This window comes from Pseudomonas sp. Pse35 (assembly GCF_024519715.1).
Lineage (GTDB): Bacteria > Pseudomonadota > Gammaproteobacteria > Pseudomonadales > Pseudomonadaceae > Aquipseudomonas > Aquipseudomonas paracarnis.
The window spans coordinates 17,078-40,682 of sequence record NZ_JALJRP010000004.1 but is presented as its reverse complement, the minus strand read 5'-3'; the positions used below and the strand labels follow the sequence as shown (position 1 = coordinate 40,682).

36 protein-coding genes are annotated in these 23,605 nt (G+C 59.7%); 14 read left to right on the top strand and 22 right to left on the bottom strand.

What is annotated here, in order from left to right:
- Positions 1 to 3: 3 nt before the first annotated feature.
- From OC445_RS04245 to OC445_RS04140, 22 genes are all read right to left on the bottom strand, one after another.
- Positions 4 to 471 (bottom strand): phage protein Gp13 family protein, encoded by a 468-nt coding sequence (locus OC445_RS04245; RefSeq protein ID WP_262019968.1) that lies wholly within the window; start codon positions 469 to 471, stop codon positions 4 to 6.
- On the bottom strand, positions 458 to 2,800 hold the full coding sequence (locus tag OC445_RS04240) for a hypothetical protein (RefSeq protein ID WP_262019967.1): 2,343 nt from the start codon (positions 2,798 to 2,800) through the stop codon (positions 458 to 460). The genes OC445_RS04245 and OC445_RS04240 overlap by 14 nt, the downstream gene beginning before the upstream one ends.
- Positions 2,797 to 3,396, bottom strand: a complete 600-nt coding sequence (locus OC445_RS04235) for a hypothetical protein (RefSeq protein ID WP_262019966.1) — start codon at positions 3,394 to 3,396, stop codon at positions 2,797 to 2,799. Before OC445_RS04235 ends, OC445_RS04240 begins: the two co-directional genes overlap by 4 nt.
- A 58-nt stretch (positions 3,397 to 3,454) precedes the next feature.
- The gene (locus tag OC445_RS04230) at positions 3,455 to 3,742 is read right to left on the bottom strand and encodes a hypothetical protein (protein ID WP_262019965.1); all 288 of its coding nucleotides are present in this window, start codon (positions 3,740 to 3,742) and stop codon (positions 3,455 to 3,457) included.
- Between the two features lie 9 nt (positions 3,743 to 3,751).
- Positions 3,752 to 4,192: a Bbp16 family capsid cement protein gene (locus tag OC445_RS04225; protein WP_057710808.1), complete on the bottom strand. Its 441-nt coding sequence runs from the start codon at positions 4,190 to 4,192 to the stop codon at positions 3,752 to 3,754.
- A 36-nt stretch (positions 4,193 to 4,228) separates the two neighbouring features.
- Positions 4,229 to 5,221 carry a major capsid protein gene (locus OC445_RS04220; RefSeq protein WP_262019964.1) on the bottom strand — a complete coding sequence of 331 codons (993 nt, stop codon included), beginning with the start codon at positions 5,219 to 5,221 and terminating at the stop codon, positions 4,229 to 4,231.
- 18 nt (positions 5,222 to 5,239) lie between these two features.
- Positions 5,240 to 5,959 carry a hypothetical protein gene (locus tag OC445_RS04215; RefSeq protein ID WP_262019963.1) on the bottom strand — a complete coding sequence of 240 codons (720 nt, stop codon included), beginning with the start codon at positions 5,957 to 5,959 and terminating at the stop codon, positions 5,240 to 5,242.
- Complete coding sequence (locus OC445_RS04210; protein ID WP_262019962.1) at positions 5,956 to 6,276, bottom strand: hypothetical protein; 321 nt, start codon at positions 6,274 to 6,276, stop codon at positions 5,956 to 5,958. The genes OC445_RS04215 and OC445_RS04210 overlap by 4 nt, the downstream gene beginning before the upstream one ends.
- Positions 6,276 to 7,970 carry a portal protein gene (locus OC445_RS04205; RefSeq protein ID WP_164486617.1) on the bottom strand — a complete coding sequence of 565 codons (1,695 nt, stop codon included), beginning with the start codon at positions 7,968 to 7,970 and terminating at the stop codon, positions 6,276 to 6,278. The genes OC445_RS04210 and OC445_RS04205 overlap by 1 nt, the downstream gene beginning before the upstream one ends.
- Before the next feature lies 1 nt (position 7,971).
- Entirely contained in the window at positions 7,972 to 8,289 is a 318-nt protein-coding gene (locus tag OC445_RS04200; protein WP_262019961.1) for a hypothetical protein, read from the bottom strand.
- Between the two features lie 37 nt (positions 8,290 to 8,326).
- Positions 8,327 to 9,787: a terminase large subunit domain-containing protein gene (locus OC445_RS04195; RefSeq protein WP_241173655.1), complete on the bottom strand. Its 1,461-nt coding sequence runs from the start codon at positions 9,785 to 9,787 to the stop codon at positions 8,327 to 8,329.
- The gene (locus OC445_RS04190) at positions 9,750 to 10,376 is read right to left on the bottom strand and encodes a hypothetical protein (protein ID WP_057710802.1); all 627 of its coding nucleotides are present in this window, start codon (positions 10,374 to 10,376) and stop codon (positions 9,750 to 9,752) included. The genes OC445_RS04195 and OC445_RS04190 overlap by 38 nt, the downstream gene beginning before the upstream one ends.
- A complete protein-coding gene (locus tag OC445_RS04185; RefSeq protein ID WP_262019960.1) occupies positions 10,373 to 10,588 on the bottom strand; it encodes a hypothetical protein in 216 nt (71 codons plus the stop codon). The genes OC445_RS04190 and OC445_RS04185 overlap by 4 nt, the downstream gene beginning before the upstream one ends.
- Positions 10,585 to 11,061 (bottom strand): DUF2514 domain-containing protein, encoded by a 477-nt coding sequence (locus OC445_RS04180; protein ID WP_262019959.1) that lies wholly within the window; start codon positions 11,059 to 11,061, stop codon positions 10,585 to 10,587. Before OC445_RS04180 ends, OC445_RS04185 begins: the two co-directional genes overlap by 4 nt.
- A complete protein-coding gene (locus OC445_RS04175) occupies positions 11,058 to 11,573 on the bottom strand; it encodes a glycoside hydrolase family protein (RefSeq protein ID WP_262019958.1) in 516 nt (171 codons plus the stop codon). The genes OC445_RS04180 and OC445_RS04175 overlap by 4 nt, the downstream gene beginning before the upstream one ends.
- Complete coding sequence (locus OC445_RS04170; RefSeq protein WP_262019957.1) at positions 11,570 to 11,821, bottom strand: holin; 252 nt, start codon at positions 11,819 to 11,821, stop codon at positions 11,570 to 11,572. The genes OC445_RS04175 and OC445_RS04170 overlap by 4 nt, the downstream gene beginning before the upstream one ends.
- A gap of 175 nt (positions 11,822 to 11,996) precedes the next feature.
- Positions 11,997 to 12,878, bottom strand: coding sequence for a hypothetical protein (locus tag OC445_RS04165; protein ID WP_060772913.1), 882 nt, complete (start codon positions 12,876 to 12,878; stop codon positions 11,997 to 11,999).
- Between the two features lie 40 nt (positions 12,879 to 12,918).
- Positions 12,919 to 13,353 carry a RusA family crossover junction endodeoxyribonuclease gene (locus tag OC445_RS04160; RefSeq protein ID WP_060772914.1) on the bottom strand — a complete coding sequence of 145 codons (435 nt, stop codon included), beginning with the start codon at positions 13,351 to 13,353 and terminating at the stop codon, positions 12,919 to 12,921.
- Positions 13,346 to 14,065 (bottom strand): replication protein P, encoded by a 720-nt coding sequence (locus OC445_RS04155; RefSeq protein ID WP_198342822.1) that lies wholly within the window; start codon positions 14,063 to 14,065, stop codon positions 13,346 to 13,348. The genes OC445_RS04160 and OC445_RS04155 overlap by 8 nt, the downstream gene beginning before the upstream one ends.
- Complete coding sequence (locus OC445_RS04150) at positions 13,992 to 14,765, bottom strand: DnaT-like ssDNA-binding domain-containing protein (protein WP_262019956.1); 774 nt, start codon at positions 14,763 to 14,765, stop codon at positions 13,992 to 13,994. Before OC445_RS04150 ends, OC445_RS04155 begins: the two co-directional genes overlap by 74 nt.
- Positions 14,765 to 15,073, bottom strand: coding sequence for a CII family transcriptional regulator (locus tag OC445_RS04145; RefSeq protein ID WP_198798677.1), 309 nt, complete (start codon positions 15,071 to 15,073; stop codon positions 14,765 to 14,767). The genes OC445_RS04150 and OC445_RS04145 overlap by 1 nt, the downstream gene beginning before the upstream one ends.
- A 2-nt stretch (positions 15,074 to 15,075) precedes the next feature.
- A complete protein-coding gene (locus tag OC445_RS04140) occupies positions 15,076 to 15,312 on the bottom strand; it encodes a helix-turn-helix domain-containing protein (RefSeq protein ID WP_073844292.1) in 237 nt (78 codons plus the stop codon).
- Positions 15,313 to 15,326: 14 nt separating this feature from the next.
- Here OC445_RS04140 and OC445_RS04135 point away from each other — a divergent pair, with 14 nt between their 5' ends.
- The 14 genes from OC445_RS04135 to OC445_RS04070 all read left to right on the top strand — a co-directional run bounded on the left by OC445_RS04135 (position 15,327) and on the right by OC445_RS04070 (position 23,552).
- Positions 15,327 to 16,079 (top strand): helix-turn-helix domain-containing protein, encoded by a 753-nt coding sequence (locus tag OC445_RS04135; RefSeq protein ID WP_315986348.1) that lies wholly within the window; start codon positions 15,327 to 15,329, stop codon positions 16,077 to 16,079.
- 711 nt (positions 16,080 to 16,790) lie between these two features.
- Complete coding sequence (locus OC445_RS04130; protein ID WP_262019955.1) at positions 16,791 to 17,063, top strand: hypothetical protein; 273 nt, start codon at positions 16,791 to 16,793, stop codon at positions 17,061 to 17,063.
- A complete protein-coding gene (locus OC445_RS04125) occupies positions 17,060 to 17,296 on the top strand; it encodes a hypothetical protein (protein ID WP_233093613.1) in 237 nt (78 codons plus the stop codon). The genes OC445_RS04130 and OC445_RS04125 overlap by 4 nt, the downstream gene beginning before the upstream one ends.
- A gap of 127 nt (positions 17,297 to 17,423) precedes the next feature.
- Complete coding sequence (locus OC445_RS04120; protein ID WP_262019954.1) at positions 17,424 to 17,939, top strand: hypothetical protein; 516 nt, start codon at positions 17,424 to 17,426, stop codon at positions 17,937 to 17,939.
- A gap of 110 nt (positions 17,940 to 18,049) precedes the next feature.
- The gene (locus OC445_RS04115; protein ID WP_198798672.1) at positions 18,050 to 18,310 is read left to right on the top strand and encodes a hypothetical protein; all 261 of its coding nucleotides are present in this window, start codon (positions 18,050 to 18,052) and stop codon (positions 18,308 to 18,310) included.
- Positions 18,311 to 18,313: 3 nt separating this feature from the next.
- Positions 18,314 to 18,685 carry a hypothetical protein gene (locus OC445_RS04110; protein ID WP_198798671.1) on the top strand — a complete coding sequence of 124 codons (372 nt, stop codon included), beginning with the start codon at positions 18,314 to 18,316 and terminating at the stop codon, positions 18,683 to 18,685.
- Positions 18,686 to 18,737: 52 nt separating this feature from the next.
- Complete coding sequence (locus OC445_RS04105; RefSeq protein ID WP_198798670.1) at positions 18,738 to 19,490, top strand: hypothetical protein; 753 nt, start codon at positions 18,738 to 18,740, stop codon at positions 19,488 to 19,490.
- On the top strand, positions 19,487 to 21,145 hold the full coding sequence (locus tag OC445_RS04100) for a Heme peroxidase (protein WP_198798669.1): 1,659 nt from the start codon (positions 19,487 to 19,489) through the stop codon (positions 21,143 to 21,145). Before OC445_RS04105 ends, OC445_RS04100 begins: the two co-directional genes overlap by 4 nt.
- A complete protein-coding gene (locus tag OC445_RS04095) occupies positions 21,142 to 21,342 on the top strand; it encodes a hypothetical protein (RefSeq protein ID WP_198798668.1) in 201 nt (66 codons plus the stop codon). Before OC445_RS04100 ends, OC445_RS04095 begins: the two co-directional genes overlap by 4 nt.
- Positions 21,343 to 21,351: 9 nt before the next feature.
- Complete coding sequence (locus OC445_RS27025; protein WP_198798667.1) at positions 21,352 to 22,356, top strand: DNA translocase FtsK; 1,005 nt, start codon at positions 21,352 to 21,354, stop codon at positions 22,354 to 22,356.
- A 63-nt stretch (positions 22,357 to 22,419) separates the two neighbouring features.
- Entirely contained in the window at positions 22,420 to 22,740 is a 321-nt protein-coding gene (locus OC445_RS04085) for a hypothetical protein (protein ID WP_233093612.1), read from the top strand.
- Positions 22,740 to 22,997 (top strand): hypothetical protein, encoded by a 258-nt coding sequence (locus tag OC445_RS04080; RefSeq protein WP_198798666.1) that lies wholly within the window; start codon positions 22,740 to 22,742, stop codon positions 22,995 to 22,997. The genes OC445_RS04085 and OC445_RS04080 overlap by 1 nt, the downstream gene beginning before the upstream one ends.
- Entirely contained in the window at positions 22,994 to 23,170 is a 177-nt protein-coding gene (locus OC445_RS04075; RefSeq protein ID WP_198798702.1) for a hypothetical protein, read from the top strand. The genes OC445_RS04080 and OC445_RS04075 overlap by 4 nt, the downstream gene beginning before the upstream one ends.
- A complete protein-coding gene (locus OC445_RS04070; RefSeq protein WP_198798665.1) occupies positions 23,163 to 23,552 on the top strand; it encodes a hypothetical protein in 390 nt (129 codons plus the stop codon). The genes OC445_RS04075 and OC445_RS04070 overlap by 8 nt, the downstream gene beginning before the upstream one ends.
- Positions 23,553 to 23,605 lie beyond the last annotated feature (53 nt).

Genomic DNA, 23,605 nt, shown 5'->3' with positions numbered 1-23,605 from the left:
TGGTTATTCCTCTCGGTTCAGGGTGAAGGGGTAGAACGGCAGGCGCTTGGGCCCATACGGGACGGCCTCGCCGAAGTCGAAGCCCAGCCATTTCAGCCAGCGAATGGCCGAGGTGTTGCGGGCGTCGACGTAGTTGATGAGGTGGCGGTGCCGGGTGAGCATCCCTTGCACCTCGGGCTTGCAGACCTTGAGGAATGCGCGGGCGTGGCGCTCTACGTGGGTTGTGCTGATCAGCCAGGGGACGCCGACCGATCCAAGAAGGCTGTGCACCGCATCCCCAAAAACGGCAACGATGTGGCCGTCAACCACGATCTTGCGGGCGTTGAGGCTATCGTTGATGCCTGACTGCAACTCTCGCTCAAGGGATACACCGAGACCTTCGACAATCTCGTCGATATCGGCCTGGCGCACGTCGCGCAGGATCACCGGGATATCCTCTGGCTCGATGGGCAAAACGTCAGCGACCGCCAATGGTCACCTCCGGAATCACCGCCAGCACGGATAGCGGCAGCGGGTCGGCCTGCCGAATAAAAACGCGGCCCTTGCCCTGCCAGTCGTTGGGGATAGAGATTTCCGCTTGTCCGGTCAACAACTCGATAGGCGACTCATAGTCATCACGACTGGTCTTGTGTGGATACAGGCTGTTTTTATCCTTCCCCGCAAAGATGCCCCGCGATTCCTCGACCAGAACGATCAAGCTGTTGACGGCGATCTTCTTGTCTAGCACCGTCTCATTGGCGTTTTTTAGCTCCAGGTCGAGGGTTTCCATGTCGGATATGTATTGCAGCCCTACGTGGGCGATGCCTGCGGCTTCCTGCAATGCAACGGAGCCGCCTGTAACAACGCGCTGGGGGTGCACGCTGCCGTCGGCCAAGATTGAAACGGTCTTGCCTTCAAGGTGGCCCAGGCCGGACAGCGTTTTAACCTGGCGCGCCCATTTAGAAACTGGGACGCCGCGCAACGATTCGGGGCAGATGATCAGCAACTTGACCGTGACCACGCTGGGGCTGGTGTAGCCGACCACCTCAACCCTGACAATTTCTGTAGCTGGGTCGCCGTTCTCGTCGATCACCTGGCGCTTCAACGAGTAATCGACGCCCACACTCCCCGCCGCGAATGGGGTGTGGCCGACCGCCGTCATGGTGACCACCTCGGGAAACTGCCAGGTTGTGCCGCCGGATAAGGTGAAGGTCTTGGCCGCGTCGGTGTTGCGCCCGTCATAGGTCAGGCCGCAATCAACAAAGAAAGCATCCTCGATGCTGGTTATCTGCCGGCTTTCCATGCGCTCTATATAGCGCTTCTGCACGCCGTTGATGTTGCGGCGCACCACCATGTACAGCACATCCTCCTGGCCTTCCGGGATGCAGGCGATCGACTCGACGAAGCCGTCAGTGTCGTGCCAGTGCCAGCCCACCAATTGCTGTTCGGGAACGTAGGTCAGGCCCAGCAGTACACCGTCATCGCGCACATACCAGACAATCGAATCGGGCACCTTCTGGTAAGCAACGTTCGTCAGTTCCTTGCCCTTAAACAGGTGAGCGCTGAATAGCGTCAGGTCGTCAGCGGCGAACCCGTCGGCATTCAGGGAGTAGCCGAACGATGAAACCCGGTTACCCCGTGCTTGGACATACACGGCGCTGTTGCCCACTACCACGGGCGGAACAATGGCTGTGCCGTCGTAGCCCTCTGGAACGGCCTGCACGGTCTTTGCCGATAAACCTGTGTCACCGCCCGAAATGGTGAACTCTGCGCCCGTGGTGAGCGCCAGCAGCTTACGCAGCCCCAGCAGATGGCGAACCCGGTTCACCTTGTTGCTGCTCAAGGTGAAGGTAATAGCGTCATCATCCTTGTTGGGGACGGAATAGCCGAAGTTCTTGAAAAGGCCGGTCTTGCTCGTCCACACAGTCTGTGGCTGCAAATTGCTACCGGCGAATATCAGGCGCTGCTGGTAATACACCACGGCGCCCGGGAAGTTACCGGCGCCGACAAAGGGGTCGTTGCCGTTCGGTGGTGTGTCGGTCTTGACGGCCGTGATGTTCTGGTCCGTGAAGGTGGTACCGGTGGCACGCCCGATGAATCCGTAGATCCCGGCGCCGGCGTTGTCCTTGTAGATGATGTAGTAAGTCGCACCGGTAACGGCGGGCCAGGTGATGGTTGCTGACGCAACGTCTGTGTGGGTCGTGACGGGGTTGGACGTGGCAGGCAGGGACTCATCCAGGGTGTTGCCGTCATCCAGCACAGAGGTGACCTGGTAGCGCCAGGTTTGCGCCGTGCCAGTGCCGCCACCACTTACCGCCGTGGCAGATGCAGGCGCGGCAATGCGCGGCGCCAGGTTGATGTCGGCGGTGGTCCAGTTGTCGTGGGCCAAGCGGTTCAGTTCACGCGGCTTGTATCCTGGCTGCGCGAACGTCATCACGTCAGCAGACTGGGTGTAATTCAGGGATGCCAGGTCATATTGCGTGTACGGCATGGCCAGTTCGAAGGGCGTACCGATGCTGGGGCCTGCGCTGTACAGCACCTGGCCACCGTCCTTGATAACCCTCATGTTCAAGTCGCCAAACGCCAGGATGTAGGTCTGCACGTCGTTGAACTGGAACGGGACCAGGCGGCAAAGTTTGGTCGAATCCTTTACCTCGGCCACAAGGCGCGTGCCGGCACGGTTACGCACGCCACCGTAGGGCATGACCATGAAGTTGCGGCACAGCTTGAGGCCCGTGTAGTAGCGGGCAATGTCGGTACGTGCGCTGGCAGACGGCGAAAGCTCGCCCGCCGCGAAGGTCGGCTGGAGTATTCCGCTCATGCTCGCACCGTAATGAATTCAGACTCAGGATCTGGATCGTCCTGTGATTCTTGAAAGGCCGACCCCTTAGCAATCGACAGGGCCAGGTTGTACTGCTGGGTTGCGAATTGCTGCAGGTCTGATTTCGAACTCAGGGGCAACGCCAGATCCATAGCCAAACGCCAGGCAAGAACGTCGGCAAAGGCCGGATCAAAGAACGTGGAGTCCTCAACTTTGAACGTGAAGCGGCACGCAGCGTCAATCTGGTCGGTATGGATTACGCGGCCGCCAGAGTCATATCCGATCTTGTACGGAATGCGCTGATCGCTGGTCATCGTCATGCGCTGGCCTGGCACAACGATGTTGCGCACCTTGAGGCAGTCGGCCGGGTAGCGATACCGGAACGCCCACCCAGGCGCAGGGCTGCCCAAGCTCGCCAAGGCAACGATTGATTCCGCGAATGGCCAGGGGAAAGCCTGCAATACCAGCTCACGAAGCGGGCCATAGAACACCCGGCACAACTCGGCCGCCTTGCTCTTTTCCGTGAACGACACAATCGGCTGGGTGTACGCAACCCGCGACAGGGCGATGTTGCAAATCTCTACGTCGCTGGACATTCGGGAACCTCAGAAATGAGAAAGGACCCGTGAGGGCCCTTAGGGTTACTGCTGTGGATCAGGCGATTTCGCCGCCATCGTTGAGGCGTTGCGCCTCGGTTTCGGCTTCTTCCTTGGTGCCGATAAACTTGCCCACCATTTGTCCGGCGGCGTCCTTGACCACAAACTTGCCGGCGGCACTGCGGGCTGCAACGTAGCCGGTGAAGGTCTCGCTACCCTGCTCCGGCAACTCGCTGCCCTCGACCATCCATGAGCCGAGGTGCTTCTTGCTTTCAATGGTGAAGGTTTCACCAACTTCCTTGAGGCCGCCGCCGTAATAGCCGCGTTCTTTCGCTGTAACTTCCATGACGCCCCCTTACAGAATCGAGAAGCCGCTGGCGTACTTAGTGTTGTCTTGTACGTCTTTGACCAAGCCAGCCCAGAAGCGGCCAGCGGTGAGTGGACCGGTACCGATCACGTAGTTCACGCGCAGGTAGCGACGAACGCCACGCGGAACGGCGACCTGTACCGGGCGGGTGCCAGCGGTCAGGCTGGACAATGCCAGCGAGCCGGAATCGAACAGCGTCACCCAAGTGGCGTTGTCATCGCTGGTCTGCAACTGGATGTTGGTTGTGGCGGCGCCGGCGGCGGCAGCGGCGATCAGGGTGGCTACCACCAGGTAGATAGGCTCGCCGGCGCCGATATCGCGGCGGGTGTTGCCGTGGGTCAACGGGCCCAGGTCAAGTACATCGGTCGATGCCGCCGAAGCGGTAACGTCCTGAGCGGCGCTGAACGTGTTCAGTTTGTCGGTGATCATGTTTTCGGTCTCCAATGAGCCAGGGGACCAGCAGTCTTAGACTACTGGTGCCTCGGTGTTGAGAAGGGCGTCGACGGTGCGGAAAGGCACGCCGCGCAGGCTGGTGATGAACTCACCGTCGTATTCGCTGATCTTGAGCTGAACGTTTTTCTTGTTCATCGCCTGAATATCCAGGCACTCGGCGATGGTGCGGTTCATGTAAAACGCAGCACGGCCCATTTTCAGGTTCGGGATGCGGTGAGCTGCGCGGATCATGGCTTCGATGATCTTCACGCTGGTACCGTCGGTGTCGGCCACCAGGTCAGATGTGTCGATGTTGCAAATGCGCACCGCATAGCGCCAGTCACGCAGGGCGATACCCGGAACCCATTTGTAGTGGTCACGGTAAGCGCGGAATTTCTTGCCCTCCCCGTCGTCCACAAGCTCAATGCCCATGTCGTTGTGTTCGATACCGGCTTTCGAACCCTTTGGGTAGATACCGTGAACACACTGGTCACCCCAAACAATCAGCCAGATCGAGGTGTTGTCGGAGCCAGAACCGCCCATCTTGATAATGTTCTGGCCGTTCTTGGCGGTGCTGTCGCTGTAGCGCGGAGCCATGCCGAGGAACTGGGCGGGGGCGAGCGCGTCGTTGTTGTAGAACAGGCCGGTGGCCATGTCCTGGTTCATGCCCTCGATGAAAGCGGAGTTCTCCGAGAGGCGAAACGCTGCGGTGTTACCGTTCAGCTCAGCCAGCGCAACGTCGACCACACCAAGGTTTTCCAGCATCGCGCAAGTTTCATCAATCTGCGCAGTGGTGGATTTCCCTGTGGCGATGCCGCCGTTCAGCGCCCGCCAGGTGCCCTTAGGCAAACCGGTACGTGCGGTGGTGCGGTGGCCGGTGGGCAGATTGCCCTCAAGCCAAAGCATGTCGGTCAAAATTTCGTTGGTTTGGTCCAGCATCTCAACGATGCGGGCCTGTTTGTTGTCCGGGTCTTGACGCTTGGCCCAGTCCGCCAGGGTGATGGCAGTGTTCGCGATAACGCCCATTTGTTGGTACTCCGTGGTTTAGGAATTGCTGCCGTAGAAAACGTCTTCGTTCGACTTGCGGCCTGTGGATGACTGGCTGCCAGGCAAGACAAACTTGTCTTCCGAGATAGCCGAGCTGATGCGGTGGCAGAACTTGAACAGCGCCGGGTTGTTTCCAAGCCCGGTGGACCTCAACAACTCGGTCAATGCCGGGTCGCCAAAGGACTGGATGACCTTGATTGCGCTCTCTACGCTCTTCTCGTAGTTCGCGCCGCCAAGCACTGGGTCGTTTCGCACTTCGGCAGCCCAGTCCTGGGCCTGCTTGGTCACGGCAGCCTGGTATTCCTCGGCCTGCTTAGTCGCCAATTTGGTCTGGAAGTCGACGATTTTTTGGGCTTTTTCCTGCGGCAGGTTCAGCTCTTTGGCGAAGTCCTTGAACTCACCAAGAACCTCGGCATCCAGGGCCATGCCGTCTGGCAGGGTGAAATCTTGATAGGCTTCTGGCGCGCCGGTGAGCTTGGCGTCGGCTTCGGTCTTGTCTTTTGCCGCGTCAGCTTCTTGCTGGGCTTGTTCCGGGGTCTTGGTGTCGGCCGCCGGTGGTGCATCAGTTGCGGCTGGCGTCAGTACCGACCCTTCAGCGGCTGGTGCTGGAGCATTAGCCGCAGGAGCCGACGTATCAGCACCGCCGCCCTGGCCGCCATCGGCTTGGGCTTCATTCATCAGCACGCGGCCCAGCAGTTTCATCATCAAAGCGTTCATTCATCAGTCTCCTGATCGTTCGAAGGTTCGGTTGGCTTGGGCGCGTTCTCAGCTGCCATAACCCCGTATTGCTCAGGGCACAGCCTGGTAATGCGCCCCAAAAGAAGAAGGCCAGCATTGCGCTGGCCTTCGTTGAATTCTGTCTGCCCGGGCAGATGGTTGAACGATGTTCGAAACAACCCGTAATCGCCGAGCGTTGCCCACATGAAGCGGCGCCCGCGGGGATCAGCCATCAGCCAGCGAAAATCGGATTCGCGTTGCTCGATAGCTACTTGCTTCTCCAATTCCTGGCGGGATTGCTGCTCTTCGCCTCCCATCACATCATCCCCGTGAGCTGGGTTAAGGCGTTGTTGCCGCCCGTGTCTGCCTGGCTCAGCACCTTGACGCCTTCGATGGCGCTGCCCAACTGCTGCTGCATTTCTGCCTGCTGCTGGGCCTGGGCACGCTGCTCGCGGATGGCCTGTACAGCGTCGTCGGAGCGAATGAGCGCTGGCGGCACGGCGGTGACCTTGAAGTACTCGCGTAATGCGTTATCGGTATCCAGCAGGTCCAGGGACGATGGGTCTTGCTTGATGTTGGCCACGGTGCCGGCGAACCCGATAGCGCGCTCAATGGCCGAGCCTTCGACGGCACGCTGGGCCTGAGCCAGGATGCTGGTGTACTCAATGCGCAGATCAAGGCCGCCCATTTCCTTGGGTGGCGGTGGCAACAGAGGGTTACCCGGCAACAGGCCCATCCAGCGGGGGATCGACTGCTCAACCATCAGGTGGAATACCTGGTCAACGCAGGGGTCCAGCAGATCATCGTTCTGACGCTCAAGCACAGGGCCGAGCATCAGCATCTTCTCTTCCTTGCGGGTAGCGATTTCGTAGGCTGTCCGCACTGTGTCCATCTGGCTGATCATCAGGAACAGATCGACGAAGAATGCCGTATCGGCAATCTGCTCTTCTGCGGCAATCTCCCCGCGCAACTGACCAAGCCAGCCGGGGTTTACTTCCCACAACGGAGCAAACTTGGCGCCCTGCTGCATGTCGTCCAGGTAGGTGATGCTGCCCGGCAGGATTGAGGCTTGCTGTACTTGCAGGCTGGCCGGCGCACCCATCGGAGGGCGCACACCCTTCTCTACCAGTTCAGCCTTGCGGCGCTCCATCAGTTGCAGGGCGCGGGTTGAGCCTATGCACTGCGAGCCTGGGCCCGTGCCATACACATCCTCGCCCAGCACGTCCCAGCGCGGCGCCATCACCGGGAACTCTTGGAATCCCGACTGGCGCAAAAGCTTGTCGTTGTCGCCGCCCTTCTCCCAGTACACGGACTGGTAGGCCATGTTCGTGTTGTCCTTGCGGCCATGCTCGCGGCTCTCGTTGGGCTGGGTGGCGTGGCAGACCTCAATCCACGCTTCGGAGTTGGTGCTAAGCAGTTGCTGCGTGGTGCCGCTCAAGGCCTCTTTGCCGAACTGCTGTTCCATCTGGCGGGCAGTCATCTTGAACTCGCGGTAAAGCGTATCGACCTGCTGGCGGTCGCTGTTGGCGATCATGTAGCTGCCCACGGTGAACGGGTAGAAGCGCACGGTATCGCGCTCATCCGGCAATGCAGCCATGGCGGCGGTGCCAAATACGCCCTCTTCGCCGTAGATGGTAGGCAGGACGTTGTAGAGGTTGGAGCGCGCCATAACTTCGCGCATGGCCTTCTCAACCGCATAGAGCCATTCCTTGACCGGGCCGTACTGCATCAGGCCAGGATCAGGCGTGCCGAGCTTGAACCACGGGGATGCGGGGCTGGTCATGCCGCTGTGCATACCGGCTGCCAGGGTGCGGGCGGCGAAGGTGGCACGCGGGTTGATAATTTTCTTGTCGCGGCGCTGCCCCTTGTTCACGTCAGAGGTATTGAACCGGCCGGCCCTGGGCAGAATGTAATCACTCAGGTCGCGCCACTCGGGCAGCCAGTTGGTGTCGCGCTCGGACTTGAGCCGCGTCAGGCGCTTGTCCAGCTGTGAACGCAGGGAGTCGACCAACTTACACCCCCAACAGCGTTTTCTGGCTGGTGTTGGCACCGCCAAGCACGCCAGAAGAGCCGGTCAGGATGGTGCCGTTCTGGCCGGATTGAGCCAGGCGGCGCTTGCGTTCAGCCTCTACAGCGGCCTGCACTGAGTCGCTGGAAGTGGTAGGCGCAGCACCTGGTGATGTTGAGCCAGCCGCTTCGGCTGCTGCCTTTGCCGCTGCCTTCTCGCGCTCGACCTTGTTGAACATGCCGGTGTTCTCGCCAAACATGTTCGGTAGGCCCATCCCTTCAAGCAGGACGTCACCGCCGCGCAGAGGGTCTAGCGCAACCACCTTGTTAACCAGTTTCTTAATGCTCTTTCCGCACATGTCAGTTGCTCGCGTAGGGGTCATAGTCGGATTGGTAGTTGCCACCAGGTGGCGTACCAAGTTTCCAGCGCGGCCTTGCGAGCCTGCGCATCATGTAGGCGTAACGAACGGCGGAAAGGATGTCGTCGTTCAACTTGACGATCTTCCCGTTCTCGTCGCGGTGGTAGCTCATCTTCTCGTCGAAGAAGTCGGTCAGGTGCGAGAACACCTTGAAGCGGCCGGTGGTCATGCGCTCGTAGAGCTCAACAAGGCCAATCTCAACGCCTACCCCACCGTCAGGCCACGTTGCGTGCTGCGACAGCATTTGCCATCCGGCATCCACATAAGCCTTCTTCTGCTGCTCGCCCGACGACTTCTCAGACTGCAAACCGTCAGATGGCCAGGCTGTTGGTATGTGTTGTGCCCACGACTTGACGGTGCCCCATACGGTCGAGGGTGTGACGCGGGACTTCTTCCAGGCGTGGGCCAGGTAGATAACGTCCGAGTCCATATCAATCCAGAGCTGGACATGGGCCTGCGGGTGATCCCACCCGAAGTCCATGCCGTTGATAATCCAGAAGTGCGGCGGGCACGGGAACGACTGGCATTTGATCGTTTCGTCGCCGAAGTCGAATATCAAACCGGTGCCCAGCAATGGCATCCCCTTGGAACGCATGTCGCGCTGCCACTCGGGGTACATGCCCAACAACTTGCGCTGAGTGTCAGCGGTCAAGTGCGGTGCATCGGCCCAAGTGGCGCGCTGGATGTATTGGCCCTCGGCCGGGCAGTCCATGAACTGGATAACCAGCTCGGTGCGCCCGTTCTCGGGGGTGAACGTCAAGATGCCGCGACCACCTCGGCCACCGTCGCCAGTCGCGGTACGGGTGAGCACTTGCGGGTAGATCGCTTTGTCGCGGGGCTCTTCGTCGATGTGGTACCAGTCGACGCTGTCGCCCATGATTGCGTGCTGGCCCTGGCTGTAGGACCAGAACTGCACCGTGGATTGACTGCCGGACTTGTGCCGGACGGTGATCTGCCGCATGGCGCCGGATGTGCCGGTAGCGGACAGATGCGCAATGATTCGGTCAGCGGGGATTAACCCACCAGTCCACTTGCCCCCCTCCAGCGTGCCGAACAAAGGCGTTTGGAGCAGGTCACGGGTTTTCTCCATCGAGAACCCCAGCAGCCAGCACATCGGCGCATGGTCGAATGCGTGGCCTTCCCAGTCCTCGGGGTAATCGCCCAGCAGGTGCATCGCATCGATGGTCAACCCGGTGCGTGTCTTGCCCACCCGGTTTGCCGCCATCAACATGCATGACGTGTGGTCGGCCGTGGCCTTTACGAACTTGCGCTGCCACTCATACAGAGTTTCGAACTGGAGCAGGTGACGCCTCTGTGCATCCCGGCGCGCCTTTTCCTCAAGCAACGCCAATAGCTCAAGCTTGTCAGCCCTGGCCTGCGAGCTTGGCGATTCTGCGATCAAGTTCTTCTTCCGTCAGTTGGCTGCGGTCATCGCCTTGCTTCTCGGCGCCAACGTCATAAGCCTGGCGCTCCAGGGCGATCAGGTTCTTCAACGTTTCGGCCAGTTCCTTCATGGTCTTGGTGCGGGCGGGCAGATCAATGACCTTCATGTACAAGTCGTTGCGCTTGTCCTGGCCCTTGTCGTCCTCATCACGCAGCAACTCTCCCAACCGGTCGAACAGGTCGCGGTTGTCGGTCAGCCCTTCCAGCTCATCCAGCAGCTTGTTGGCCAGTCGACGTGAGCGGCCAATGTCAGTTCGGTGGGCAATGCGAATGTTTGCAATGACCTGAGCATTGGCTTCAACGATCCCGCGTTCGGTTGCCAGTGCTTGCGTGGAAACCTCTTTGGAAACCTCGGCTTTGGAAACCAGCGAATCAGCCTTGGCCTGGATCTTCGCTTTCAGGTCTCTATCCCAGCTACCAGCCTTGGCCCGCTTATTGATCGCGGTATGGGACACACCGCACGTTGCAGCGATTTCACGCACTGAAAGCAGGCCGGCACGGTAGAGCTGTTCAATGCGCTCCCAGTCGGTTGGCTGCTTATCGGTCATTGCTCACCCACCAACTCTGGCTTTTCGGTAGAGGGCTCACCTTCCACGACTGGAGCAGTTACAACAGGGACAACCTTGAGCCAATCGAATGAACCGAAGATGGCTACAACTGCGCCCCCATCGCCAATAAGGCGAAGATCTTCACCCTGCACGAACGTTGCAGCCATTACTTCGTGCACTTCGCCAGCGGACTTGATGTGGTACTTAATCATTTGGATGCCCTCATGGCGTCGTAGGAGCGTTCACAGGCAAATCCGGCCCGGCGACTTGCGTCAAGCGCTGCTGCCAGTTCGCCCGCATGGTTGTCAGCTTCTGTGCGCAGCTGGGCGAGCAGATCGTTAAGGTCGTCGATTGTCTTGCCTCTTGCGGCAAGGCGGGTACGGAGATTGACGCGGTCGGCAAGCAGGCTGGACTGTTGCTTGCGCAGGCTGACACCCACAGCAACAAGCTCAGCAGCGTGAGCGTCATCGCTGATCTTTTGATTGGCTGCATCGGTGCGTACCTGGTCAATTTCTCGTTGGCGTTGCTGTTCGGTCTGGCGGGCCTTCTCGCTGGCTTCCTGTGCCTGGGTAGCGATGCTGGCCACGTAGTCCGCGTGATCGGTCTGCGCATTGTCCAGGCGGTGCGTCTGGATGCCCGCCACGATCACCAGCAACGCAATGGCGGCGATCAGGTAGCGATTCATTGCGCAGCCATGCACTTGGCGTGGCGCTCTAACTGGCGAGCCCAGACGCCGGCGCAGCGCTTGTTACCCGGCGTGGAGCAGTCGAAGCCGGCAGCGAACTTGTACTTGAGCAGGTCATTGCAAGCCTGGGCGTAGTTGCCGGCCAGCAGGTCACGACGCGGCGAACCCTTGAGCCAGGTGCCAATGCCGTACTGGCCTACGAAGTCCATGTAGATATCGAATTCAGCCTGATACAGCTTCACGCCAGGGAGCGATGCGGCGAACTGCTTTTCCGCCTGGCTGTTCAGGTTGCGGGCCAGGACTTCGGCGCGGGCCGGGGTGATCGTGTCGCCCATGCGAACCGGTGAGCCGTCTTCGTAACGGGTCGAGCCGTGGCCGATGGTTGGCACGTCGCCCTTGGTGGGGATCACTGCGACCGGGGTGTAGCCCTCACTCGCCTGCCACGTGGCGAAGCCTGCAGCGCTCAGGCTCAACACCGTTACGGCGATGCGCTGGCGAATGACGGGATTCATGCCCGTGCCTGCTCTTTCAGGGCTTCCAGGCGTGCAGCGCTTTCGATGGACTCGCGGCGATCCTTGCGGACCTGGAAGAACAGATTGATCAGCAGGCCCACCACCGCCACCGCCACACCGGCAATGCCTATCCAGTTGACTTGCGACAGCCAGCCAACCATGCCAGCAGCACCACCAACCAGCATGCCCTTGTTGGCCACTGACGCACCCACCACCTCTACGATGCTCTCGGGCGTCGGGTTGGCCATGTTTCTGCTCCTACCTGGGGCGTCCATACGGGCCTCCAGAAACGAAAAAGCCCCGGCAAATGCCAGGGCTCGGGGGATTGTTCCAGGCAACAAAAAACCCGCACTTGGCGGGTTTCTGGTGACCGGGCGTAACTTTGCAACGTGGGAAAAAGGTACAGGAACACTCATCATTTGGTCAAGCGACCCGTTTTGACACGTCTCCAACTCGCTGGCGTTGGCTCCAGTACTCGCTGATTCTGTCGCTGTACACCAGGTGGCGGCCGGGATTCTCCTGTGTGTCGCTGCCCCACTCGCGGCGGTACGCGGCGCCGTAGGCGTTCATGCGGCGGAACCACCGGCGAAGCTGCTCGGTGCCCATGGCGTTCAGCCGTGCATGCAAGGCTTCGCGGGCAGAACCCCGGCGAGCGGCATAGGCCTCGGCCCGAAGGTCGGCAACGTGTTCGCGGTCGTACAGATCCCACCTGCTGGTGCCGAACACACGGCGCTCAGCCATTTTGACGATGACCGCCGCCACGGGCTTTAACGCCTTCGCGTCGAGCTGATCCACGGTGCTGGCGATGGCGGCCCAGATCGCTGACCAATCCCGCGCCCAGTTGGCAACGCTCACCTTCGTCCCGTACCAGTCGTGCACGAACTCGACCACCCGGCCAGGGCCCCAGGGCTCGCGCCCATTGACGGCGGCCTGGTGGCTCTTGATCGCGGCCAGGGCCATCCAGTAGGCCACTTCCTTGCGCTTGGCGGTGCACTCGCCCAGGTCCACGGTCAACCACACCAGGGCGTGCGCCACGTTGATGTCCTGGCCATTAGCAACAGGCGAGTACAGCGCGTGCCCAAAGTGCTGTAGGGGCTTTGGCAACGTCCCAATGGCAGATTGCACGAGGCCGGCAGCCAGCATGTGCGCACACCGCCCGTTGCTATCCCGCATCGAGGGTATGGTTTCACCGACCACCCGGCCCCGCTTGCCCAGCTTGATACGCTCTTGGGCCGCTGCCAGCACCGAGTCGCGGCTCTCGTGAAGCGCTTCCCGCCATGCTTGTCGTGCGCTGATCAGTCTCATAAATCCCCCTCATTGCGTATTTTCGCGTATTGCTGATCTTTCACAGGCACAGCGGCACAATTCGAACGTGGACGCCTGGGACATCGCCCCAGCGCCGTCTAAACGATCCATCCGTAACCTGCACGTCATCCTTGAACACAACGCCGTTAAGAGCGTCACAGACGGCCTTGAGGACGTTGTCCGCATCTGGTTTTTTCGTGCAGGCGATTTCCCCGGCCAATGCCTGGGACTTCCACTTTTTCGACTTGGATTGAGGCACGCCGTGGACAATGCGCAGCTCAATCATCACCGGGCCTTCGATCAGGTCACGGCCTTGCATAACGTCCTGGGCGGCGAGTGCTACCAACCCCTCATAGGCCACGGTCTTGGCCGGCGTGTACATGCGGGCGAAGTTGCCGACCTTGCCGATGCGGGCACGGCCTTTTCCTTGGGGCTCTCCCGGCACGACGAAAGAAACGGGCTTGAGGTCAGACATGTTCGTCTCTCCGAATCTTGAGCATGTCCAGCAACTGATACCGGGCTGCTTTGGGGTCTCTTGGGATTTGAAGCTTGTCGACGATGCGCTCTGCTTCCTGGCGGCTGTGCTCCAGCTGAACCTGCTGACGCGGCCTCATGCTGTCGTGACCCAAACCCTTGGCAATGCGCCCTTCCAGCGGCTGGCCGGTCTGTGCACGGCGCATGACGATGGCGTAGTTGCGTTCGAAGCGCTGGCGCAGTGCCTTGTCGTTGTTCGAACCGGTATGCAGGTCGTAGGTGCTGGTCGCTTCGGCTGCGATGCGCACGGCCGGGTGGCTGTACGTGCCTGAACGGGCTTCGTCCCAGGCTTGGGCTTCCGATGGCAGATCGTCCACACGCTTGCACAGGTCGACAAAGTCGCTTGGCGATGGCGGGAACTTGCATTCCTGGACCATGCGATGCAGGCCGCGGTTGATCGCGTCGTCACCGAAGTCCTTGACCACGGTCAGCCACACGCGGCGAGCCATTTGCTCAGCCTTCGCATCGCCGTAGTGTTTCTCGTACCAAGCCGGGAACGCCGTTTTCAGCGTTGCGAACACGCGGCGTACGGCCTGGCGTGCTTCGGTCTCCAGCGGGGTGACGTTCTCAGCTACAGGCTCACCAAGTTGGGTCTGTGAGGATGTCGTGAGCGTTACGCGTGCGGCCTTGAGTAACTCGTCTACCGGTTTCATTGGGTGATCCCCCGTTGGCTTGCTGGGTGCGTGCTTGGCGTTTCAGTTGCTGGGCGAGCGCGTGCTCCCACTGGGCCTGGGTTTTCAGGTCATCAGGTCGGCTGATCCAGTACGAGCGGAATTCAAGAAGCTGGTCGGCTTCGAAGGTTTGGTTTGCCATGCCGTTGCGAAACAGGACGGCGGAAAACGTTTTGGGATCTGGCTCCCAGGCGTCGTGAAGCGAGAACTTCGTCTGCGCGGTATGTGTGTGTAGTTCTTTACTCTTATCTGTATCTAATCTGTCGTGACTTTTCGTGACTGGACGTGACGTATCATTTTTAGGATTTTCCGCCTTGGAATTTCTTTCCCTTTCCCGCTGCTCTCTTTTGCGCTGAGCGGCCGACTTAGCCCCTGTTTCCGGGTTCCCGGTGTCCTCACGCTTAGGCTGGCGCCCTTCCCAACCTGTCAGCTTGTCACCGTCAATAACGCGACCTTGCATGGCAGAAAAAACAGCCTCCACTTGTTCGTCTGTCACGTCCAAAGCGGACGCTATGTCCTCTTTCGTGACTGTCACGTGACCACGCGTGACATTTACGGATGCATCAACAAGCAGGTGCAGGTACATCGCCTGGACCAAAGCAATAGGCTGGCCGGAAACGCGGGCAATCGTCCGCCACTTCGGGTCGTTGGGCATGTCGTGCCAGAGCCTGAGCCAATCCATCACTCACACTCCAACTGGTCGGTGTCCTGGATCAGATCCATGTAGCGCTTGGCCTGGTGCAGCAGGGTCGCAATGTCCCGCTTGTCGAAGCACTGCATTTCCTTCGGCACAACCTTCAAGTCGAGAACGGCCAGGATCTGGCAGAACTGCTCAAACTTCTCCGGCTTCATGCGGCTGATGGTGGCTTCGTCGCAACCGACTGCAAGCGCCACGGGTGCGTTGCCGACCGATGCAAGGTGCTGCATGAGAACGGAGTAGTTCTTGCGGGCCCTTACGGTCTGCTCTTGGCTTAATGGGCTCGTCGACATGGCTACGCCGCCTCAGAAGCGCCTGTGAAGCGCTCCGGGTAGAGGATGTGGATTTCGGTTATCTCCCCATCGAATACCTGGCTCAGCTTCTCGGCCAGAGTGGTGGAGGCACGCTGAACACCGCGCTCCACGCGGGACAGATTGCCGGAGTCGATGGAGTCGCCGAGCTGGGCAAGACGTGCCGCTACATCGGCGAGCGTCCATTTCCTGGCGGTTCGTGCACGTTTCAAAGGAGTCATGGCGATGCCCTGAGTTGATTTCAGGGCAATTCTGCGATTGGCGCAGATTTAAAGCAACCAAATTCTGCGCCTATCGCTTTGCGCACAACGCAGCAACACCGGAAAATCAGCAGATGGAAATAGGTCAGATCATCAGAAATGCGCGGAAAGCCAAAAAGCTTTCCCTGGAACAGCTCGCCAACCAGGTCGATTCGGACACGGGCAACCTGTCACGCCTGGAGCGGGGGCAACAAGGCACTACGCCTGAGAAGCTCAAGCGCATCATGGACGTGCTTGGTATCAAACTGGCTCAGGTTGGCCAGGGAATGGACTCGCCCCAAGACAGCGGAATGTCGAACGTGCAGATGGCCCTGCAACCAAGCCGGGGCCCTAAGGATTATCCGTTGATCAGTTGGGTTATTGCCGGGGAATGGGCGGAATCCTGCGACAACTTCCACCCAGGCGATGCAGAAACATGGATTGCCTCGGTAGAGAACGCCGGCCCCAATGGTTTCTGGCTGGACGTCAAAGGCGATTCAATGACCTGCTCAGGAAATCCCAACTTTCCGGAGGGTTCGCGCATCCTGGTACAGCCGGAGGCGGATTTGATCAGCGGGAAGTATTACGTGATTAATCTGGAAAACGGCGAAAGCACGTTTAAACAGTACATCGAAGACGCAGGGCATAAGTACCTGCGCCCGCTCAATCCCAATTATAGAACCATCGAAATCGACCGCCCATTCAAAGTAATAGGGCGTGTGGTCGACACCAAAATGACCGGCCTGTAACGGTAATCCCGCCCGCTCCCATTTAAGCCCGCCACTGTGCGGGCTTTTTTGTGCCTGACTTTTAAAATCTGCGCTTGACGCAGAATAAAATCTGCGCATAATGCAACCCATGTTCTGCGATTAACGCAGATTTACAACCGCTCTTTAACAACCAGCCGCAACAAAGCGTCGACCGGGAAAGGCTTTGACGCATCGGGCGTGGGCGACTCCCACCCTGATGCGCCGTATAGACCTCGGTACGTCGACGAGAAACACCGAGCGCCTGGGCAACCAGGCTGCATCGGGGTGTGATCTGAACCGCCAGCAGACATTAAGGCGCTGGCAAATAGCCGAAAGCGAGGGTTCGCAACCTCGGGAAGAACGCGAGACCACGACCAGGCAGTGAGAAATCACCGGAGCGTGGCTTGAGGGGGCGCACTCAGAGGCGCAAAGCGGGGCTTGCCTTCCGCGCAGATCACACCCCGATGCAGAAGCGACGTTGAAAGCTGGGTTGAACGCTTCGGCGGCCCTGGAGAAACGTAGGTTAAGAGGGCGCCGGCGTAAGCGTGGTTAGCCTGTCCGAGCGGTCGTCCTGAAAGGGTCCGCTCTAGCCGGGATAGCGTCCGGCCTTCTGCATCACGTCGGGAATCGCTGCGTCAGTTCGACGCTAAAGCACAGGCAGCGTGACAGCCGGGAAAGACCGGCACCTATTCAAGACGCCTGGAGGCGACCATGAACCATGAAATTGTTGTTGAAGGGTACGTCCTCCAGGTGGAGGTGACGTACTGCGAGGACATTCCGCCAGCCGGGATCGCGAATGGAATCCGGGAGCTGACGTTCAACGTGGTCGCCGGGACCATGTACGACGCCGACGGCGTTCCGATGGATGTGTGCCAGATGGAGTTGGCCGTAATTGCCGAGAGCAAGGACTACGTTCCTATGATCGAGAAGGCGCTGTGGCACGAAATCGACGCCCGCAAGCGCCGGGAACGGTGTGCAGCATGAACAGCCGCCTACATCAGATCGCCGTGGACATGATCGATTCACGGTTTGCCCTTTTACAGGCCGGTGACACATCGGCGGCAGTGCATGCCGAGGCAAGCATGGCCGTGGAGCTGGCTTACTCGCTGGGTGCCATCGACATTGATGAACACCGGCACTACGTGGAACGCCGCGACCGCATCTACGCCAGACAGGCCGAAGCGCTCATTACAGACATCCGGAGGTGCGCACCGTGACCATCATCTGCAGAACATCCGCCCAACTTGTTGAAGTCCTGCGCCGTCAGGGCTTTTTTTTGGTCACTGATTTGCCCCGTCCGCTGAAACTCGAAACGCGGCGCGGCATGCTGATTGCGAGGGTGTCATGAACATTGATTGGAGCAAGGCGCCGGAATGGGCCAATGCAGTCATTAAGGCAAAAACTGGAAACCTTGTTTGGGTTCCGTTCGCTGATGGCATTTGCATTGGATTGATGGTCGAGGGTGGTTATCCCCAAGAGGTTGATATGGTTCCACCGCATGAATGGAAACTGGTTGAGGTACGCCCAACCGAACCCTGGAACGGCGAAGGCCTGCCGCCTGTTGGGACGGTGTGTGATTCGAACGTAGAAGGCACCTGGGAAGAATCAACGGTAATTGCTCACGATAGAGGGATGGCAATCATCCGCCGGTTCTCACATGAGCATGAAGCCACCATGTACAACCCTGTCGACGAGTCGCAAATTCGCCCCATCCGCACGCCCGAGCAGATCGAGGCGGAAGAGCGCAAAGCAGCTATCGACGCAATGTATCGCGTGTTTCATGACTCTCCAGGGCTTGCAGCGCAAGAGGGCATCGCCGCGCTGTACGACGCGGGCTACCGCAAGCAGGTAGATCCATGACCACCCGCCAAGCCATCCGCCTGACCTCGGCCATCGTTGGCCTGACCTTCCTCACCATCGTTCTGCTGGGCCCCGCTATCGGCGGGCTCATTACTCAATAGGTAAACACCATGTCCAACCAAAACAATGGCGGGCCGGCCTTTCCGCTTGCCCGTGAATCTTCATTTTCAAAGAATTACGAAGGCATGACCCTGCGCGACTACTTCGCGGCAAAGGCCATGCAGGGAATGCTTGCAGTTCCGGATGATCAGCGTTACGGAGACCGCGCAGATAAGTCATTGACTGTCGCGCAGTGGCAGCGTTGGTGTGTCACTGGCGTTGTTGAGCATGCATATCGGGTCGCCGACGCCATGCTGGCCGCACGGGAGTGACTCATGAGCCGCCACGCCAAAGACTTCGAAGCCCGCAAGGCTTCGGCAATGGAGACGGCGCGCTGGCTGCTGCCGGAGCTGCACCGGGCGATTGATCGAGGGCTGGACAAGGTCGAGCTGTCGGTTCAGGACGTCAAAGAGGTGCTTGCCTACCTGGAAGCCACCGCCCAGCGCGAGAAAGTCGAGTTCGCCGGCAAGCACCTGGGCTTTGCTGATCCCGAAATGATGCGAAGCCTGATGACCCGTGACCGTGCTTCGGCGCCGGTCCTGTTCAAGAAAACACCGAAATACTGCATCGAAGTGTTCTACGTCGATCTGCCGCCGAACGCCATCCAGTTAGAGAAGCGCCAGCAACGGCTGATCGCTTCCGCCTAAACCACTCCCGTTAAACCATCAGTGCTGCGCGCGTCGCGGCAAGGAAACTCTTGTGTCCGAATTAGCCATCAAGCCCACGTTCAGCCTGCTGCCACAGAACATCGACGAGGCATTGCGCTTTGCCGACTACCTGTCGAAGTCCTCAATCATCCCGAAAGACTTCATCAACAACCCCGGCAACATCCTGGTCGCCATCCAGTGGGGCATGGAGCTGGGCCTGCAACCCATGCAGGCGATGCAGAACATCGCTGTTATAAACGGCCGCCCTTCGCTTTGGGGTGACGCTGTCATCGGTCTGGTGCGCGCTTCGCCACTTTGCGAGTACGTGACAGAGACTGACGACGGCGAGACGGCGACCTGCCGCGTTAAGCGTGTCGGCGAAGAAGAACAGGTCCGCACGTTCAGCATGGCCGATGCCGCCCAGGCTGGTCTCAAGGGCAAGCAAGGCCCATGGACCCAATACCCGAAACGCATGCGGCAGATGCGCGCCCGCTCGTTTGCGCTACGCGACATGTTCGCCGACGTGCTGCGTGGCATGCCGATTGCCGAGGAACTGCAGGACATGCCTACAGAGCCGATTCGCGGCACTGCTCAGACGGTCACGCAGAAAATTGAAGCGACCGCGCTCCCGCCATATCCGGAAGAAAAGCTCACAGGGATGCTGCCGCAGTGGCGAAAGGCTGTTGAGGACGGTCGATCCATCCCTGACCACCTAATCGCAACCATCAGCACCAAATTCACTCTGTCGGCCGAGCAAATCGACACGATCAAGGCCTTGGCCGTCATCGAAGGAGAGCAAGCATGATCATTCATAACGTTGCCCAAGGTTCCCCTGAGTGGCTCGCGCTGCGCGCCAACTTCAAAACCGCGTCCGAAGCGCCGGCCATGATGGGCGAGTCTAAGCAAATCAAACGTACAGACCTGCTCAATGCCAAAAAGACCGGGCTTGATCGTGACGTTTCCTGGTGGGTTCAAACGTTTCTGTTTGATAAGGGCCATGAAGCGGAAGCCAATGGGCGCCCCATTGTTGAAGCAAGCATCGGCGAAGACTTGTTCCCGGTGGTCGGTACCGAGGGCGACCTGTTGGCCTCCATGGACGGCATGACCCTGCTGGGTGAAACGCTGTTTGAGCACAAAATGTGGAACGAACAGCTTGCCGCCGATGTGCGTGCTGGCACCCTTGACCCCCACTACTACTGGCAGCTTGAGCAACAGCTGCTGGTGAGTGGTGCCGAAAAGGTGATCTTTGTTTGCTCCGACGGAACCGAACAGAACTTCGTGTCCATGGAATACCTGGCCGTGCCGGGCCGTGCAGAAACACTGGTGGCTGGCTGGAAACAGTTCGATGCTGACCTGCTGGAATACACGCCGGCCGAGGTGGTAGCCGAGACCATCGGCAAGACGCCGGAAACGCTGCCAGCGTTGCGCATCGAGGTAACCGGCATGGTCACCGCGAGCAACCTTGATCAGTTCAAGGCGCATTCCCTTGCGGTGTTTGATGCGATCAATACCGAGCTTGAGACTGACCAACACTTCGCCGACGCGGAAAAGGCGGTCAAGTGGTGCGGCGATGTTGAAGAGCGGCTTGAAGCGGCCAAGCAGCACGCATTGAGCCAAACCGAAAGCATTGACCTGCTGTTCCGCACCATCGACGAAATCAGCGCCGAAGCCCGCGCCAAGCGCCTGATGCTGAACAAGCTGGTCCAGGCCCGCAAGATCAGCATCCGTGAAGATATCGTGATGGATGCGGCCAAGGAGCTGCAAAAGCACGTCGATCAAATCAACGAATCGTTGGGCGGCAAAGCGCGCTTGCCGGTGATACCTGCCGGGTTCGCCAATGCCATCAAGGGCAAGAAGACGATCAGCAGTTTGCGCGACGCGGCAGGATCTGAGCTTGCCCGGGCGAAGATTGCCGCCAGCGAAACCGGCGACAAGATGCGCGCCAACCTGGCAACGCTGGTTGAGCTGGCCGTTGACTACACCTTCCTGTTCAACGATATCCAGCAACTGGTGATGAAGGACAACGCCGATCTGGCGCTGTTGATCAATGCCAGGATCGCTGATCACAAGCGCGTCGAGGACGAAAAGGCCGAAGCCCAGCGCGAGAAGATCCGCAAAGAGGAGCTGCAGCGCATCGCCAACGAGCAGGAAGCCGAGCGCCTTGCAGCGATCAAGCCAGAGCCAGTTGTCGAACCGGTTGCCGAGCCTGCCCCTGTACAGCAGGCGCCAGTTCAGCAGTCGAAGCCAGCGCAGCAAGCCGCCAAGCCTGCCGCCTCAGCACCTGCCCAGGCAATGCAGGCCGAGGTGTTCGACCTGGAAGCCCTGGTGCAGGCCGTCGCCGCCGGCCAAGTGCCCGTCACCGTGCTGACCGTCAAGTGGGAAGTGCTCGATGCTCTGGTTGCTGAGCAGGGCACCAGCTTCAACGCCCCTGGGGTTCGCCTCGTCCGGGTAGCCGCGTGACAGCCCAATCAATCCTCGACATTTACGACAGTGTCGAGGAGTTCGCCTCCATCCTGACCTCCGCTGAGCTGCACGCCAGCGGGGCCTGGGAGTTGGATTTCGTCGAGAACATGCGCGCCAGCTTCAAGCGTTATGCCGCGCACACCAACCTGACCGCGCTTCAACAACAACACCTTGAGCGAATCGCCAAGCACTGAGGGATACCCATGAAAGCTGAACACAACGCAATCATCGAACGCGCAAAGCTGGGCGGATATGAACCGTCCATGATTGCGCATGAACTGCTGGTGCATGACCTGGTGGAGGCGGCGCTGTTTGAATTCCGCAATGTCCGTGCGCCGTTTCACAGCCTGAACGAAGGCCAGCAACAGGAAGTCATCGACCGGGTGACGGAATCGGCCACCAAGAGCGTGTACAACGCGATCAGCATCATCAGCTCCCGCAACGTTGACACCATCCCGGTGACCATCGTTGATGCGAAGTTCAAGGCGAAGGCGATCACGGTCACCGCCGCCATTGATGCCCAAGACCCGAACCGGCATGGCCTGATCGACGTTGCTGGCCGGCTGTGCCTACTGGTGCTGGCGCCGAACGACTATGCAGAGGGCTTGGACGGCATCAAGCCTGACCGCGATCAAAAAGACCTGCCACTGCACGTAAGCGACCTGACTGGAAGCCTGTTCGCAGGTGGCAGCGGACCAGATGAGCCGGAAGGCGATGACGTCTTTGTAGGCGATGACCAAGACCCGCTGTACGTCGAGGCGGTGCTGTTCGTCACAGAGACACGGCGTGTAAGCATCAGCGCCGTGCAGCGACACCTCAAGGTCGGCTATAACCGCGCAGCCCGCATGATCCAGTGGATGGAAACGCAAGGAATCGTCACGGAAATGGATACGAACGGCGGTCGCGAGTTGATCGCGACGACCTCACCAGCTACCGGTGGCGGTGTGGATCGACCAATGCCCGAAGAACTGGGCAAAGAGTTCGGCGAGTTCACCTACGAAGACGCGGCCCAACTGATCGTCCTCAAGGCGCCAAAGGGGCACTTTGAAGCGTCGTGGATCCAGAGCCGACTGGCCATCGACAGCGACAAGGCCGCAACCCTGCTGATGCGCCTGCTCGACAACGGCGTGATCAAGCTGGAGAAGGAAGGCGAAACCGCGCTGGAGCACTCGTACTACGTGATCGCCACCCTGGCCGACGTGACCTAAACCCATCCCGCAACACCACCAGGCGCCTGCGGGCGCCTTTCTCTTGTCCAGAGGAAAGTGCCCATGAACCCCACAGCATTTAAAGCACTGGCGGACGCGCTCGACCGCCAGTTTCAGGCGCCCAAGCCGAAACCCAAGCTTCTCCCGCCAGTCCTGGCCAGCGAGCCGCTACCCGAACTCGCGATCACCGGCCCTATCAACCGAGTCATGGAGCTGGAGGGCAAGCGGTACGCCGTCGACTTCGTGCAGGCCCTGGGCGCGTCCATCCGGCGCGAGCCGACGCGGACCAAGGCCATAGCAGACCTGACCCGGTACGCAGCCGCACAGCCTTCCAGCAGGGCCAGCGGCGTCAAGATCGTTATTGATATGTTGAAGGGGGCGTGATGGTCAAATTCCCCTATGAGGCGTGGGTAACCGGTCCTGACGGGGTTCCCGTGCTGGTCACGTTCGTCCGTTCCGACATGTGGGGCGAAAGCCATATCACCCTGCCATTCAGAAAATACAAAACGAAGTTCATCTACTTCACTCGCGAAGCCGCTTTCAAATCCGCATTTGAATATGTCGATAGGGCTGCGCTCAGCCACCACGATGCCATCGCCGCTCTTGCTGAGCTGCGGGTGAGACTGGAGGCCGCATTGTGACCGCCCTACGCCGCACCACCAAGATACGCGGCGCGCCGATGCGCCCGCTGGATCTGCAAACAATTTGCGATCAATGCCAGCGCTCCCGCGCCCACGGCAACCACGAAAAATGCAGCAAGGCCCGGCAGGCGGAAATGGCCGAGCTGCGCGCACGGGAGAAGAATCATGAGTGAGGTAAAGCGATACCACGTCACCGAGGCCGGGCTTGTTGAAGGCTCTGCGCTGGGGAGAATCAACGTTGTGTTGGGCGCCGACTTCGACCAGGTAACCGCCAGGCTGAAAGAGGGCATCACCAAGCACTGGCAGATTGTTTGCGACCAGCGATCCAAGATCGACGCACTGCAAGCCCTGCTGACCGCAGCGGATGAGAAGAACGACACGCTCTCTACGGCATATCTATCGGCAGGCGTGCGGGAACATCTGCTGCGCTTGCGCGTGGCTGATCTGGAAGGCCTGCTCCAGATGTTCATTGAGAACACCGATGACAAAGACGTGATCGAGCTGGCACAGCACGCACTCAAGCCAGCAGAGGGTGGTGGCGATGAACAGGGGTGATGCGCTGCCCTGCCGATGCCCAAAGTGTCGGAGTGCTGACCTGGTGGTGTTCG